The organism is Curtobacterium sp. BRD11 (assembly GCF_031844345.1).
Classification (GTDB): domain Bacteria; phylum Actinomycetota; class Actinomycetes; order Actinomycetales; family Microbacteriaceae; genus Curtobacterium.
The window spans coordinates 962250-974927 of record NZ_JAUZUZ010000001.1; the positions used below are offsets into that span (position 1 = coordinate 962250).

Consider the following 12678-nt stretch of genomic DNA (forward strand, 5'->3'; position numbering starts at 1 on the left):
GCGTCGGGCGCGAGGAGGGCGCATGCTGCTGGGTACCGACACCGAGCGCCGTGACGTCCCGGCGGACGACGCCACGGGTCCAGCGCCGGTGCTGCACCTCGTCGCGCCGAGCGCGACGGACGCCGCCACGTGCGCGTGCGGCCACCAGCGGGAGGCGCACGAGCACTACCGACGCGGCTCGGACTGCGCGCTCTGCGACTGCCCGCGCTTCCGTCGCCGGGGCTGACCGCCGCGCTCGAGCGGTACCGCGTGCGGGAAACCGCTGCATCCCCGCAGCCGCCCCGGCGGTTCCTTGTCGGGCTCCGGGGCCGGAGTTAGCGTCGCTCGCATGCCCACCCCCACCGCGGAGCTCGCCTGCGTCGTCCTCGCACACGAGGACCCGACCCAGGTCCGCCGACTCCTCGAGGCGCTGGACCCCTTCCCCGTCTTCCTGCACTGCGACGTCCGCACTCCGGACGCCGCGCACGACGCGATGACCGACGGGCTCCCGCCGCGCGTCCACCTGCTCGACCGCCGGCGCACCGGATGGGCGCGGTGGGAGAACGCAGCAGCGGAGCTCGCCGGGTACCGCGCCGCGCTCGCCGGGACGGATGCGAGCCACATCGCCGTCCTGACGGGCAGCGACTACCCGCTCGCCACCGCCGACGAGGTGCGCGCGGTGCTCGGGCGCCACCCCGGTCGTTCGTTCCTCGTCACCCACCCGCTCCCGCACCCGGACTGGCGCGGCGGGGGCTGGTCGCGGTTCCGCTACCGCCACTGGGCGTGGCGCAAGCACATGCTGCGGCTGCCGGTGCCGCGTCGGCTGCCGCGTGGGGTCGTCCTGACCGGTGGGTCCCAGGTGAAGCTGATCAGTCGCGAGCACGCGCAGGCCGTGGTCGACGTCGTGGACGCCCGCCCGGACCTCGTGCGCTTCTGGCGCCGCGTGTGGATCGCCGACGAGTCGCTCGTGGCCTCGATCCTGAACTCCCCCGCACTCGTCCCGGGGTTCGCCGACGAGCACCTCGAGCACCCGCTCTGGTACATCGGGTGGGACGGTACCCGGATGAAGAGCCCGCCGTGGCTCGGGACGCCGGACGCCGGACGCCTGCTGGAGCACTGGACCGGTCCGGACGACCAGCCGCCGTACCTGTTCGCGCGGAAGTTCTCCACGAGCCGCAGCGCCGACCTGCTCGACCTCGTCGACGCGGCCGTCGGCCTGCGGGCGCACCGTCCCGCCGGGGCCACCGCGCCGTGAGCGTCCCGTCCGACACCGGGAGTGCGACGCGGACGACGACGGTGCGGCGCGCCGGGCGGCACGTCGCCCGTGCCCGCGACACCACGAGCAGCCCCGGCAGCACCGCCGGCACGGACGCCGGCAGCACCGACACCGGCAGCACCGCCGTCCGCACGGGTGCCTCGGCGCTCTTCGGCCGGGGCATGCTCTACGTGGTCGTCTGGTCCATGCAGCTGGTCGTCAGCTCACTCGTCTCCCCCGTCCTCGCGCACCTGCTGCCGCCGTCGGAGTTCGGCGTGCTCGCGTCCGCCATCGCGCTCTTCCAGGCGCTCGGCGTCCTCGCCGTGGCCGGACTCGACCAGGCGGCGGTGCTGCAACGCGCCGAGGACGGCGACGACCGTCGGGCCCGCGGGCTCGTCCCGGTCGGTGCGGTCCTCGCGAGCCTCGTCACGCTCGCGGCGCTGGGGTCGCTGCCAGCGTGGGGTGACGCGGCCGGCTTCGTCGGCGAGCACCCGCTCCTCCTGGTCGCGGTGCTCTGGACGCTGCCCGCGGCGGTCGTGCAGACGTCGCTGGCGCTCCTCGTGGCGCAGGACCGGATCCGCGTCTTCGCGGTCACCAGCCTGCTGTCGTCGGTGGGCGGCTCGGTCATCGGCCTCGGCCTCCTCGTGCTCGTGCACGCCGACGCGACCACCTACGCCTGGGGCGGCGTGGTCGCGCAGGGCGTGGCGATGGTGATCGGCGTCGTCGCCGTCCGCCCGCGCCTGCGGGGGCTGGTCGACCACGCGACGACGGCACGCGCCTTCCGGCTCGGCGTGCCGATCGCGCTGGGCAACCTGTCCTACTTCGTCCTGAACGCCGGGGACCGCATCGTCGTGCAGCGCCTCCTCGGACCCGACGAGGTGGCCCGCTACCAGATCGCCTACGTCGTCGGTTCGGCGGTCGTCCTGCTCCTGACCTTCACGAACAGCGCGTGGGCGCCGCACTTCGCCGCGCTCCGCGACGCCGCCGCACGACGGCGCCTCGCGATGCACGCGCGTGACGAGCTGTACCTGCTCCTCGCGCCGGTGCTCCTCGCCGTGACCCTCGTGTCGCCGGTCGCGCTCCCGGTGCTGGCACCGCCCTCGTACCGGGTCGAGGAGCTGTCGGTCGTGGTGTTCGTCGTCGCCCTGACGGCCTTCCCGGTCGTCGCGAGCGGCGCCACCGGACGACTGCTCGTCGTGGAGCGCCGCGGTGTCGCCGTCGGGGTGATCGCCGCCACCGCCGCCGCCGTGAACGTCGGCGCGAACCTGCTGCTCGTCCCACCGCTCGGCATCGCCGGCGCCGCGCTGTCCACGGTGCTGTCGTACGCGCTGCTCGCCGTGCTGCAGCAGGCCGCGCTGCGGGACCGGAGGCTGTGGCGTGGACCCGCCCGCCGGGTCCCCCTCGTCGTGGTGCCGGCCGTGCTCCTGGCTGCGGCCTCCCTGCTCGCCCCGCAGGACACCGTCTGGGACGTCGTGCGCATCGTCGGCGTCGTCGCCTGCCTGCCCTGGTTCCTGCAGCGGCTCCGGGCGGCCCGCGGCGGCTCGCGCTGACCTGCACCCTCGCGCACCGACGCCCGCCCGGGCAGCACGCGCGAGGCCCCCGGTACCCACTCGGGGTACCGGGGGCCTTGCATCTGCCGGGGTCAGACCGCGACGGGCTCCGGAGCCGGCGCCGTCGCCCGCACCACGACGGCGCCGAACGTCCGCCCGACCGCGTACCCGGTCACCGTGGCGACGACGCTCGTCACGATCGCGAGCGCACGGACACCACCACCACGGCCGACCGTCCCGAGCTCGCGCAGGAGCGCCCCCGGCAGCACCCGGGTCAGGTAGGTGCCCTCGCTCGAGAGCGAGTCCCGCGCACCGACCCGTCGGCTCAGGACGGCCTTCGAGATCCCCTCGTAGTAACTGCGACGACGGACGTACCGCATCGACACCCGGTCGGCCGACACGCGGTGCGAGACGTTCGACCGCGGCTCGTAGCGGATCCGGGCCGTCGGGCGCATCTGGGCGATCCGGATGCAGAGCTCGGTCTCCTCGCAGCCCAGCGGCTGGTTGCCGACCCGACCGATGCCGGACCGGAACCCGCCCGCGGCGAGCAGGACGTCCCGCCGGAACGCCATGCTCGAACCGATCACGTTCCGGACGTCGCCGGCCTCGGTCGGCAGCCCGGTGTAGCTGCAGCCGACGATCCAGAGCAGCTCGTCCGGGAACGGTCCGGCGCCGGTGGTGTCCGGCCACGACGGGGTCGCGCGGCCGCCGGCCCCGACGACGTCGGGCAGCTCGAGGGACTCGACGAGGTGCATCAGCCAGTCCGGGTCGGCCGCGGCGTCGTCGTCGAGGAAGGCCACGACGTCGGACGCGGCGAGTGCCACGCCCGTGTTCCGGGCGCCGGACAGGCCGCGCTCCTCGGCGTTCGGGACGACCCGCAGCTCGGGCCACCTGGCCGCGGCGCGGAGCAGCAGCTCGGGCTCGTGGTCGATCACGACGACGACCTCGGTGGCCTCGGGCTGCCGCTTCGCCGACTCCACGGCTGCCTGCAGGTCGCCCCAGCGCTGCTGGGTGTAGGCGCAGATGACGACCGCGACCGTGGGCAGGCTCACGCGGCTTCCTCGTCGAGGACGGCCACCGGCTCCGCAACGGCGCGGGCGCGCACCGGCGTCGGCGCGAGACGGGCGCGGGCGGCGACCTCGCCGGCGCGACGACGCTCGTGCATGATCGAGGTGAGGACGCGGATGCCGTCGCTCACGGCGTTGAGGTTGCTCGTGCCGTGCACGCGGAGCTTCTCGTGGCTCGGGACCTCGGTGATCGCGAAGCCGGCGGCGGACCACCGGCAGGTCAGGATCGTCTCGATCTCGAAGCCGTCACCCCACCGCATCGATCCGTCGGCGGGCTGCGGGAGCGTCGAGGACAGCAGACCGACCGTCGGCAGCGTGTCCGCCCAGAACGCGTTGTAGCCGTAGCAGAGGTCCGTGTACCGCGCACCGAGCAGCAGGTTCGAGATGATGTTGAGCCCCTTGTTGCCGAGGCCCCGGATCACCGTGATGTCGTCGCTGCCGCCGCCGGGCGCGTACCGGGACCCCTTGGCGACGTCGGCACCGGCGACGAGGGCGTCGACGAAGCGCGGGATCTCGGCGGCGTCCGCGGAGCAGTCCGCGTCGAACATGACGACGACGTCGCCGGTGACCGCCTCGAAGCCGCAGGCCAGTGCGTTGCCCTTGCCCTTCCGGGTCTGCTGCACGACCGTGATCGACGGCATCAGGCGCCGCGCGGTCGCGACGGTGTCGTCGACCGAGTTCCCGTCGACGAGGATCACCTCGTGCACGGGCGGCAGCATCGGCAGGATGATCTCGAGGTTGCGCGCCTCGTTGCGTGCGGGGATGACGACCGAGACACGGGGGTCTCGGGGTCGGACGGTGGTGCTCATGGTGCTCCTGTCGGGTTCAGGCTGCGTGGGTCGTGTCCCGTCGGTCCGGCGCTGGGTGGGCGCCGGTGGGACGTGTGGGGATGGTCCGTGGGGCGGGTGGGGTGCTCTCACCGCGGAGACGGAGGTACGCCGTTCCCGCGGCGGTCCCACCTTCGTCCGCGCCGTGGTCACCGGTCAACGCGGCGCGGGGTGCGTTGCGGCAGCCGCGACCGCGCGTACGGAATCCCGCAAGCGGGCGCGGATCGTGCGGGCACGGCGGCCGGGAGGCACGTGCTGACGCTCCGACGCACCGCCCGACGCGCCACGTGGCGACCGGGAGGGGCGGGACGGGTGGACCGTTCGTCCGACGTCCCGCACGTCGTCGCGTCGCGGCGCGGGGTGCGGCCGCGCGACGGTCGCTGCGATCCGGTACCGGGCCGGGCCGCAGCCCGCGGTGCGGGCGCACGGCGCGCCTCCCGGTCGGCACGCGGTCGGACCGCGTGCCGGATCAGGAGGTCCGGCGGGCGGCAGCCGAGCGGGCGCGCACCGTGTGACGGGACCGCGCGTAGCGACCGACACCCCGCAGCACGGCGCGGAGCTCGACGCCGCGCACCGCGGCGACCTCGCGGTCGAAGGCGCTGTCACCCGCTGCGGGGACGGTGTCGGAGCGCGCCGGCCCACCGGCGACGTCCGCCGCGGGGACTGCCGCCCCGGCGAGCAGGTGCCGGACCGCGCCGGGCGCGCGGACCAGCGCCATCCCGAGCGTCCGTGGCCGGAGGGCGGTCTTCGTCAGCCACGCCCCGAGCCCGGTGCCGTACCCGACCGCCTGGGTGCGGAGTGCGGCGACGTCGGCGCGGTGCCGGTGCCAGACCAGGGCGGAGGGCTCGACCGCGAGGGCCGCGCCGGAGAGCACCACGCGGGCGAAGACGTCGATGTCCTCGCCGCCGCCCGTGGCGGTGCCGACGCCGAGCGCCTCGTCGAAGCCCCCGAGCGCGAGCACCGCGTCACGGCGCATCGCGAAGTTCGCCCCGGTGCCGTAGTCGCCCACCGAGAACGGGAAGAGCGGCCGGTCCGCCGGCGGGGCGGTGAGCCGGAACACCCGCGGGGTGAGGTTCCGCGACCAGGTCACCCGTTCGTCGAACCAGCGCTGGGCCGGCGTGCGGAGCTCGCCGCTCGCCACGAGCCCGCTGACGCACACGACGTCCTCCCCGCGGGCGAAGCCGGACGCGAGGGCACGGAGCCACCCGCGGTCGACCACCACGTCGTCGTCGGTGAACGCGACGACCTCGCCGCGGGCGGCGCGGACACCGGCGTTCCGGGCGCTGGACAGCCCGGGCGTCGGCTCGAGCACGTACCGGATGCGCGGGTCGGTGCCGGGCGCGGTGACGAGTCGACGGGTGGCGTCGTCGGACGGCGCGTTGTCGACCACGACGACCTCCAGGTCGGGGTGGTCGAGCGCGAGGACCGACCGCAGGGCGTCGGCGAGCTGGTCGGCGCGGTCGCGGGTGCAGAGCACGACGGTCGTGCTCGGGAGCCGCACCGGCACGGGCGGGTGCTCGGCCGGGGGCAGCGCGTCGACGGCCGCGCGGAGCTCGGAGGCGTCGACCGCCCCGTCGGTGACGGGCAGGTCGACGAAGCCCCGGGGCGACGTGCCCGCACGGACGAGGAGCCGCGCCGTCCGGTGGCCGGCGGCGTCCGCCAGCGGGATCGCGACGTCGCCGTCGGGGACCTCGTGCGCGTCGACGGCGCCGACCCAGACCGCACCCGGCCAGGTGGGCGGCTCGGGGCTCGCCATCGTGCGCTCGAGCACGAGGCGGGACGACGACGGTCGCGGCGGCGTGGAGGTCATGGGACCACCGTCGTCGGCCCCGGCGGTGGCGTCAACGCGGCCGCGGGGAGCCTGCGGTTCCCCCGCAGGAGCGGACGCGACCGTGCGTGATGCCGCAATGCCGCAGGGCACCCGCACAACACCGTCGGCACCCTCGTCGGTGGCGGTCGACGATGGTCGACTTGCCTCGACAGCCGGCACCCGAACCGAAGGAACGCCCGATGCCCCTCACCACCGCGGTGGTCACCCCGTGACCGCGACGGCGCCCACGCGGGTGGAACTCCGCCGGGCGCACCGGGTGCACCGGTCCCCGCTGCCGGCGGTCGCTGCCGCGGTGCTGGCGTTCGCGGCGACGGCGGTGCTGCTCACCGGGACGACCGGTCCGGTGCAGACCGCCGTGGTCCTGACGGCGCTCCTCGTCGTGCCCGGGACGGCCGTCGTCCGGCCCCTCCGCCTGACCGAGCCGGTGAGCCGGGCGGCGCTCGTCCTCGTCGCCGGTGCCGCGGTCGACACCGTCGTCGCCCTCGCCATGGTCTGGACCCAGCGCTGGGCCCCCGTCCCGGCGGCGGGCCTCGTCCTCGTCGTCAGCGGCTGGGCGGCGCTGGCGCACGGGGTCGTCACGGCCCGGTCGTCCGACCGGGCGTCGGTGCAGCACGCCGTCCGCTCCGCCTGGGCAGCACGCCGCGACGGTACGGTCGTCCGGCTCGCGGTCGGCGGCGGCGTGCTCGTCACGGGGGTCGCGCTCTGGGTCGTCGGCACGGCGCAGACCACCAGAGGGGCGCTCGGCGAGTGGGGCCTGCTCACCGCCGTCCCCCCGGTGTGGTGGGTCGGTGCCGGTGCGGTCCTCGCGGTGACCGTCGTCGCGCTGGTCGACCGTCGGTTCCCGGCCGCGCTCGGCACCGCCACCGCCGCCGTGCTCGTCGTGGTCGTGTACGGCACGGCGAACCTCGCGGCTGCCGAGCCCCGACCGCCCTGGGTCTTCAAGCACATCGCCGTCACCGCGTACATCCAGCAGCACGGCTCGGTCGACCCGGCGATCGACATCTACAACCGCTGGCCGGGCTTCTTCGCGGTGAGCGCCTTCCTCGGTTCCGTCACGGGGACCACGGACGCCGCAGCGCCGGTCCGCTTCGTGGAGGTCGCGTTCGCCCTGCTCGACGGTGCGCTCGTCCTGGGGATCGCCCGGGCGCTCGGGCTCCGGGGCCGCTGGGCGGTCACGGCCGCCGTGGTCTTCAGCGCCGCGAACTGGGTCGGTCAGGACTACTACTCACCGCAGGCGTTCGCCTTCGCGCTCTTCCTCGCCGTCGTGCTCGTCGTGCTCACCACGCTGCGCAGCACCCCGAACGCGCTCGGGCGCGGGATCGTCGGTGTCGTCTCCCGGCTGCTCCGGGCCCGCCGGGCACCGATCGTGCCGACCGGTGGGACCGCCGCGGCCGTCGACCCCGGTACCGCCGCCACCCGCACCGCGACCGTCACCGCGGTGGTCCTGGTCGTGCTCCTCCAGGCGGTGATCACGGCGTCGCACCAGCTCACGCCCTACGTGCTCGTCGCCGCGTTCGTCCCGCTCGTCGTGATCGGGGTCGTCCGACCCTGGTGGACCGCGCTGCCCGTCGTCGCCGCACCGCTGCTGTACCTCCTGCCGAACCTCGACTACGTGCAGGAGAAGTTCGGCCTGACCACCGGGTTCGACCCGGTGAGCAACGCCACGGCCGCCTCGACGTCGATCGCGATCCCGTCGCTCGCGACCACCCTGCAGAGCCGCGGGGTGCTCGCCCTCACCGCCCTGGTCGCGGTCGTCGCCCTGGTCGGCATCGTGCGGACGGTGCGTGCCGGTCACGGCCACCGGGCACTGCTCGTGCTCTGGCTCGCCGCGTGCCCGGTCGTGCTCGTCCTCGGGCAGAGCTACGGGGGTGAGGGCAGGTTCCGCGTCGTGCTCTTCTCGGCGCCCTTCCTGGCGATCGCCGCCGTCCACGCGCTGCACGGGCGTCGGCTCCGTCTCCTGCTCACCGGCGCACTGGTCGGCGTCACGACGCTGCTCTTCGTCGCGACGACGTTCCAAGCCGAGCAGGCGAACCGGACGCCGGCCGGCGAGGTCCTGGCGGCGCGGTGGCTGGACGGCCGCTTCACGGCGGACGACACCCTGACGACCGTCGGCGGCTTCCCTGCCGTCATCGGCGCCGGGTACCCCGCGTACCTGCAGCGCTGGGGCCAGGTGCAGTCGCTGGGCGACCTCACGCAGTGGTACCCGGACGGCATCACGCCGGCCGACCTCGACGAGTCGCTCGCGGACCGGGCGCACGGCGGGGACGCGTGGCTGGTGTTCTCCGACGCCGAGCGCGCGGACGTGGTCGCCCGCGGCACCGCGACGGGCGCGGAGGTCGACGCCCTCGAACGTTCGGCAGCGGATCGCGGGACGCTGCGCTACGACCGCGACGGTGTCCGGATCTACGAGGTCGCCCGTGCGGCGTGAGCCCGCGACGCCCGAACGGGGCCCCACACGGCGCGACGTGCTGCGCCGCGGTGCGGTCGTCGCGGGACTCGTCGGCGCCGCGGCGCTGACCGGCACCGTGGCCGTCGTCCTGCCGACGGCGATCCGCCGGGCCGACCGTGCCGTGCCCGCGGAGATGCCCTCGGGGACGGTCGAGTCGGGCGGGGTCCGCTGGGTCCCGTACCTCGCCGAGGACTTCGACCGCGACGCCGCCCACGGCGACCTGCTCGCGGTCTACCCGGCGATGGCCGAGTACCGCGGGTTCCGCGACACCTCGGGCAAGGGGATCTACCACCCGGACGAGGTCGTCTCGGTCCACGACTCGACGCTCGACTTCCACCTGCGGACCGAGGACGGTCAGCCACTCGTCGCGGCCGTGCTGCCCGCGGGCTACCGGTCGTACACGCACCAGCGCGTCTCGATCCGCTACCGGGCCGGTGATGCCCCCGGCTACAAGTTCGTGATGCTCCTCTGGCCGCTGTCGGGCGACTGGAACGAGGGCGAGATCGACTGGCCGGAGGGCGACCTGGGCGGCGACGTCCGTCCGGTGTCGGCGGTGCCGGGCAGCTTCGACGCCGCGGACCGCACCATGCGGTTCCTGCCGGAGGACGCTCCGACGGTGCCGGGCGGCCAGGAGGACTGGCACGTCGCCACCGTCGAGTGGACCGCCGACGTCGTGCGCTTCTGGTGGGACGGTGCACTGGTCGCCTCGACGACGGGCGCCGTGCCGAGGGTGCCGATGCGCGTCACCCTGCAGGCCGAGACCGCGATCGGCGACGCCCGCGTGCCGGCGGGGTCCGACGGGCACGTGCTCGTCGACTGGGTCGTGGCGTACCGCGCGGCCGACTGACGCCGAGCGGGCTCCTGCCCGGACGCCGACCACGACGGACCGACCGTCGACACCTCCGGGACACCGGCGCTCCTCGGTGCCGGCGTCCGGTGTCGTTCCGGGCGTTCCGCGTCCGTTCGCGCGCCCGGTGTTGATTCGGGCGTTCCGTGTCGATCCGGGCGTGTCTCCTCGTACGAGGCGCCCGGGAACGGGAAAAGCCCCCGGGATCTCCCGGGGGCTTTTCCTTCGAGCTGGGGTACCTGGACTCGAACCAAGAACGACGGTACCAGAAACCGCTGTGTTGCCAATTACACCATACCCCAAAAGGCCTGCTGGCCTTCCGTTCCCCGTTGTCCGGGGCACGATCAACTACTGTACAGCATCCCGGAGGTCCTCGAGACCACCCACCAGGTCCCGGTGCACCGCGGCTGCCGTCGACGCCCCGTGACCGGCTGCCACGACGAGCTGCTCGGGACCCGGCGGGGTGACGTCGCCGACGGCGTACAGCCCGGGCACCCGGGTCCGACCGACGCGGTCCACGCGGAGGAGCCCTTCGGCGTCCCGGTCCGCCGGCGCGTCGAGCCAGTCGAGGTCGGCGTGCCACAGGGGTCGCACGAACGCTCCGGTGTGCGGCCGCACGTCGCCGTCCGCCAGGCGGACACCGGTGAGGCCGTCCCGACCGCCCTCGAGGTCGGCCACGGGCCGTTCGTCGACCGTCACGCCCGCCGCCGACAGTCGCGCACGGCCGGCATCGTCCAGCACCGCGGCACCGTTCGTGTAGACCACCAGGTCGTCGGTCCACGAACCGACGAGCAACGCGCGGTCCACCACGTCGGACGTCTCGCACAGGAACGCGAGGGGCTGCCCTGCGTGCTCGTACCCGTCGCACTCGACGCAGCTGTGCACCGACGTGCCGTAGAGGGCTCGCAGGGACGGCAGTGCCGGGAACTCCTCCCGGAGCCCCGTCGCGACCACGACGGCCCTCGCGCGGGCCCGCAGCTCGGCCCCGCGGGAGGAACCGTGCACCGACCAGCCGTCACCGTCGCGGGCCACACGGTCGACGACCGACTGCACGACGGTCGCCTCCGGGTAGGACTCGACCTCGACCCGGCCGAGCTTCCGGAGCTCGAGCGGCGAGATCCCGTCGCGCGTGACGAAGCCGTGCGAACGGAGTGTGGCAGCGTTGCGCGGTCGGTTCGCGTCGACGAGCAGCACCGTCCGCCGGGCGCGGACCAGGTTGAGCGCAGCGCTCAGCCCGGCCGGACCGGCACCGATGACCGCGACGTCGACGGACAGGCCGTCGCCGTCCCGCGCACCCGGAGTCGTCACCACGACGGTGTCAGCGGTCCGCGAGTCGGCGGAGACGGGTGAGTGTGGACTCCTTGCCGAGGATCTCCATGGACTCGAACAGCGGCGGGCTGATCCGGCGCCCGGACACGGCGACGCGGAGCGGTCCGAACGCCACGCGCGGCTTGAGGCCCATGCCGTCGATGAGGGACGACCGCAGGGCTGCCTCGATCGACCCGGTCGTCCAGTCCTCGACGCCCTCGAGCGCGGTGACCCCGGCGTGGAGCACGTCCCCGGCGTCGTCCTTCAGCGTGGCGCGGGCGTCGTCCTCGACCACGAGCTCGTCGTCGGTCGTGAACAGGAAGCCGAGCATCGCCGGAGCCTCGCCGAGGAGCTGCATGCGCTCCTGGACCAGCGGGGCCGCCGCCGCGAGCACCCGCTCCTGCTCGGCGGTCGGCGGCACCGACACGAAGTCCGTCAGGTACGGCAGCAGGCGTCCGCGGAAGTCGTCGGCGTCGAGCAGACGGATGTGGTCACCGTTGATCGCCTCGGCCTTCTTGTGGTCGAAGCGGGCGGGGTTCGGGTTCACGTCGACGACGTCGAACGCGGCGACCATCTCGTCCGACGAGAAGACGTCGCGGTCCGGGCCGATCGACCAGCCGAGCAGCGCGAGGTAGTTGAGGAGCCCCTCCGGCACCATGCCGGCGGCACGGTGGTGGAACAGGTTCGACTCGGGGTCGCGCTTCGAGAGCTTCTTGTTGCCCTCCCCCATGACGTACGGGAGGTGTCCGAAGCGGGGGACGACGTCGGTGATGCCGACCTCGACGAGCGCCTCGTACAGCGCGATCTGCCGCGGGGTCGACGACAGCAGGTCCTCACCGCGCAGCACGTGGGTGATCCCCATCAGGGCGTCGTCGACCGGGTTCGTGAACGTGTACAGCGGCTTGCCGTTGGGGCGGACCACCACGAAGTCCGGGAAGGTGCCCTGCTTGAAGGTGATCTCGCCGCGCACCAGGTCGTCGAAGCTGAGGTCGCGGTCGGGCACACGCAGCCGCAGCGCCGGCTGCCGCCCCTCGTCGCGGAACGCCTGGCGCTCGGCCTCGGTCAGGTCGCGCTCGTGGTTGTCGTACCCCTGCTTCGGGTCGCGACCGGCGGCCGTGTTCCGGGCCTCCATCTCCTCCGGTGTCACGTACGACTCGTAGACGTGGCCGGACGCACGCAGCTTCGCGATGACGTCCTCGTACACGTCCGAGCGTTCGGACTGGCGGTACGGACCGTGCGGACCGCCCACCTCGACGCCCTCGTCCCAGTCGAGCCGGAGCCACCGGAGCGCGTCGAGGATCTGCTCGTAGGACTCCTCGCTGTCCCGAGCGGCGTCGGTGTCCTCGATGCGGAACACGAGCTTGCCGCCGGTGTGGCGCGCGTAGGCCCAGTTGAACAGGGCCGTCCGGATGAGCCCCACGTGCGGGGTCCCGGTCGGGCTCGGGCAGAAACGGACTCGGACGTCGGAGCCGGTGGCAGTGGTGAACGGTGCAGTCATGACCACACGATCCTACCGGCGCGCCAGGCTACCCGACCTGCGGTGGCGGTGTGCGGGTCGGCCCGGT

General features: G+C 74.3%; 10 protein-coding genes and 1 tRNA gene. 5 read left to right on the forward strand and 6 right to left on the reverse strand.

The features are described 5' to 3' along the window. Window positions 1-22 precede the first annotated feature (22 nt). From Q9R28_RS04380 to Q9R28_RS04390, 3 genes are all read left to right on the forward strand, one after another. Window positions 23-226 carry a hypothetical protein gene (locus tag Q9R28_RS04380; RefSeq protein ID WP_066654886.1) on the forward strand — a complete coding sequence of 68 codons (204 nt, stop codon included), beginning with the start codon at window positions 23-25 and terminating at the stop codon, window positions 224-226. Between the two features lie 102 nt (window positions 227-328). Beyond that, entirely contained in the window at window positions 329-1234 is a 906-nt protein-coding gene (locus Q9R28_RS04385; protein ID WP_066654888.1) for a beta-1,6-N-acetylglucosaminyltransferase, read from the forward strand. Then, window positions 1231-2784: an oligosaccharide flippase family protein gene (locus tag Q9R28_RS04390; RefSeq protein ID WP_311205541.1), complete on the forward strand. Its 1554-nt coding sequence runs from the start codon at window positions 1231-1233 to the stop codon at window positions 2782-2784. The genes Q9R28_RS04385 and Q9R28_RS04390 overlap by 4 nt, the downstream gene beginning before the upstream one ends. 92 nt (window positions 2785-2876) lie before the next feature. Here the strand turns inward: Q9R28_RS04390 and Q9R28_RS04395 are convergent, their stop codons facing one another. The 3 genes from Q9R28_RS04395 to Q9R28_RS04405 all read right to left on the reverse strand — a co-directional run bounded on the left by Q9R28_RS04395 (window position 2877) and on the right by Q9R28_RS04405 (window position 6488). Beyond that, window positions 2877-3836, reverse strand: coding sequence for a glycosyltransferase family 2 protein (locus Q9R28_RS04395; RefSeq protein WP_311205542.1), 960 nt, complete (start codon window positions 3834-3836; stop codon window positions 2877-2879). Next, on the reverse strand, window positions 3833-4660 hold the full coding sequence (locus tag Q9R28_RS04400) for a glycosyltransferase family 2 protein (protein WP_066654892.1): 828 nt from the start codon (window positions 4658-4660) through the stop codon (window positions 3833-3835). The genes Q9R28_RS04395 and Q9R28_RS04400 overlap by 4 nt, the downstream gene beginning before the upstream one ends. A gap of 487 nt (window positions 4661-5147) precedes the next feature. Further along, window positions 5148-6488: a glycosyltransferase family 2 protein gene (locus tag Q9R28_RS04405; RefSeq protein WP_066654894.1), complete on the reverse strand. Its 1341-nt coding sequence runs from the start codon at window positions 6486-6488 to the stop codon at window positions 5148-5150. 229 nt (window positions 6489-6717) lie between these two features. On the opposite strand from Q9R28_RS04405, the gene Q9R28_RS04410 reads away from it, so the two are divergent. Both Q9R28_RS04410 and Q9R28_RS04415 read left to right on the forward strand, forming a co-directional pair. Then, the gene (locus Q9R28_RS04410) at window positions 6718-8937 is read left to right on the forward strand and encodes a hypothetical protein (protein WP_311205543.1); all 2220 of its coding nucleotides are present in this window, start codon (window positions 6718-6720) and stop codon (window positions 8935-8937) included. Beyond that, the gene (locus Q9R28_RS04415) at window positions 8927-9805 is read left to right on the forward strand and encodes a glycoside hydrolase family 16 protein (protein ID WP_311205544.1); all 879 of its coding nucleotides are present in this window, start codon (window positions 8927-8929) and stop codon (window positions 9803-9805) included. Before Q9R28_RS04410 ends, Q9R28_RS04415 begins: the two co-directional genes overlap by 11 nt. A gap of 230 nt (window positions 9806-10035) precedes the next feature. Here Q9R28_RS04415 and Q9R28_RS04420 read toward each other — a convergent pair. The 3 genes from Q9R28_RS04420 to gltX all read right to left on the reverse strand — a co-directional run bounded on the left by Q9R28_RS04420 (window position 10036) and on the right by gltX (window position 12611). Then, a tRNA-Gln gene (locus tag Q9R28_RS04420) sits at window positions 10036-10107 on the reverse strand. Between the two features lie 46 nt (window positions 10108-10153). Further along, window positions 10154-11113, reverse strand: a complete 960-nt coding sequence (locus tag Q9R28_RS04425) for an NAD(P)/FAD-dependent oxidoreductase (RefSeq protein ID WP_311205545.1) — start codon at window positions 11111-11113, stop codon at window positions 10154-10156. A gap of 10 nt (window positions 11114-11123) precedes the next feature. Continuing rightward, window positions 11124-12611 (reverse strand): glutamate--tRNA ligase, encoded by a 1488-nt coding sequence (gltX, locus tag Q9R28_RS04430; RefSeq protein WP_251155140.1) that lies wholly within the window; start codon window positions 12609-12611, stop codon window positions 11124-11126. Window positions 12612-12678: the final 67 nt, after the last annotated feature.

Excerpts from the sequence above, each read along its gene's own strand:
- Q9R28_RS04380 (WP_066654886.1), top strand. The coding sequence starts at position 23 with ATGCTGCTGGGTACCGACACCGAGCGCCGTGACGTCCCGGCGGACGAC.
- Q9R28_RS04385 (WP_066654888.1), top strand. The coding sequence starts at position 329 with ATGCCCACCCCCACCGCGGAGCTCGCCTGCGTCGTCCTCGCACACGAG.
- Q9R28_RS04400 (WP_066654892.1), bottom strand. The coding sequence starts at position 4,660 with ATGAGCACCACCGTCCGACCCCGAGACCCCCGTGTCTCGGTCGTCATC.
- Q9R28_RS04405 (WP_066654894.1), bottom strand. The coding sequence starts at position 6,488 with ATGACCTCCACGCCGCCGCGACCGTCGTCGTCCCGCCTCGTGCTCGAG.
- gltX (WP_251155140.1), bottom strand. The coding sequence starts at position 12,611 with ATGACTGCACCGTTCACCACTGCCACCGGCTCCGACGTCCGAGTCCGT.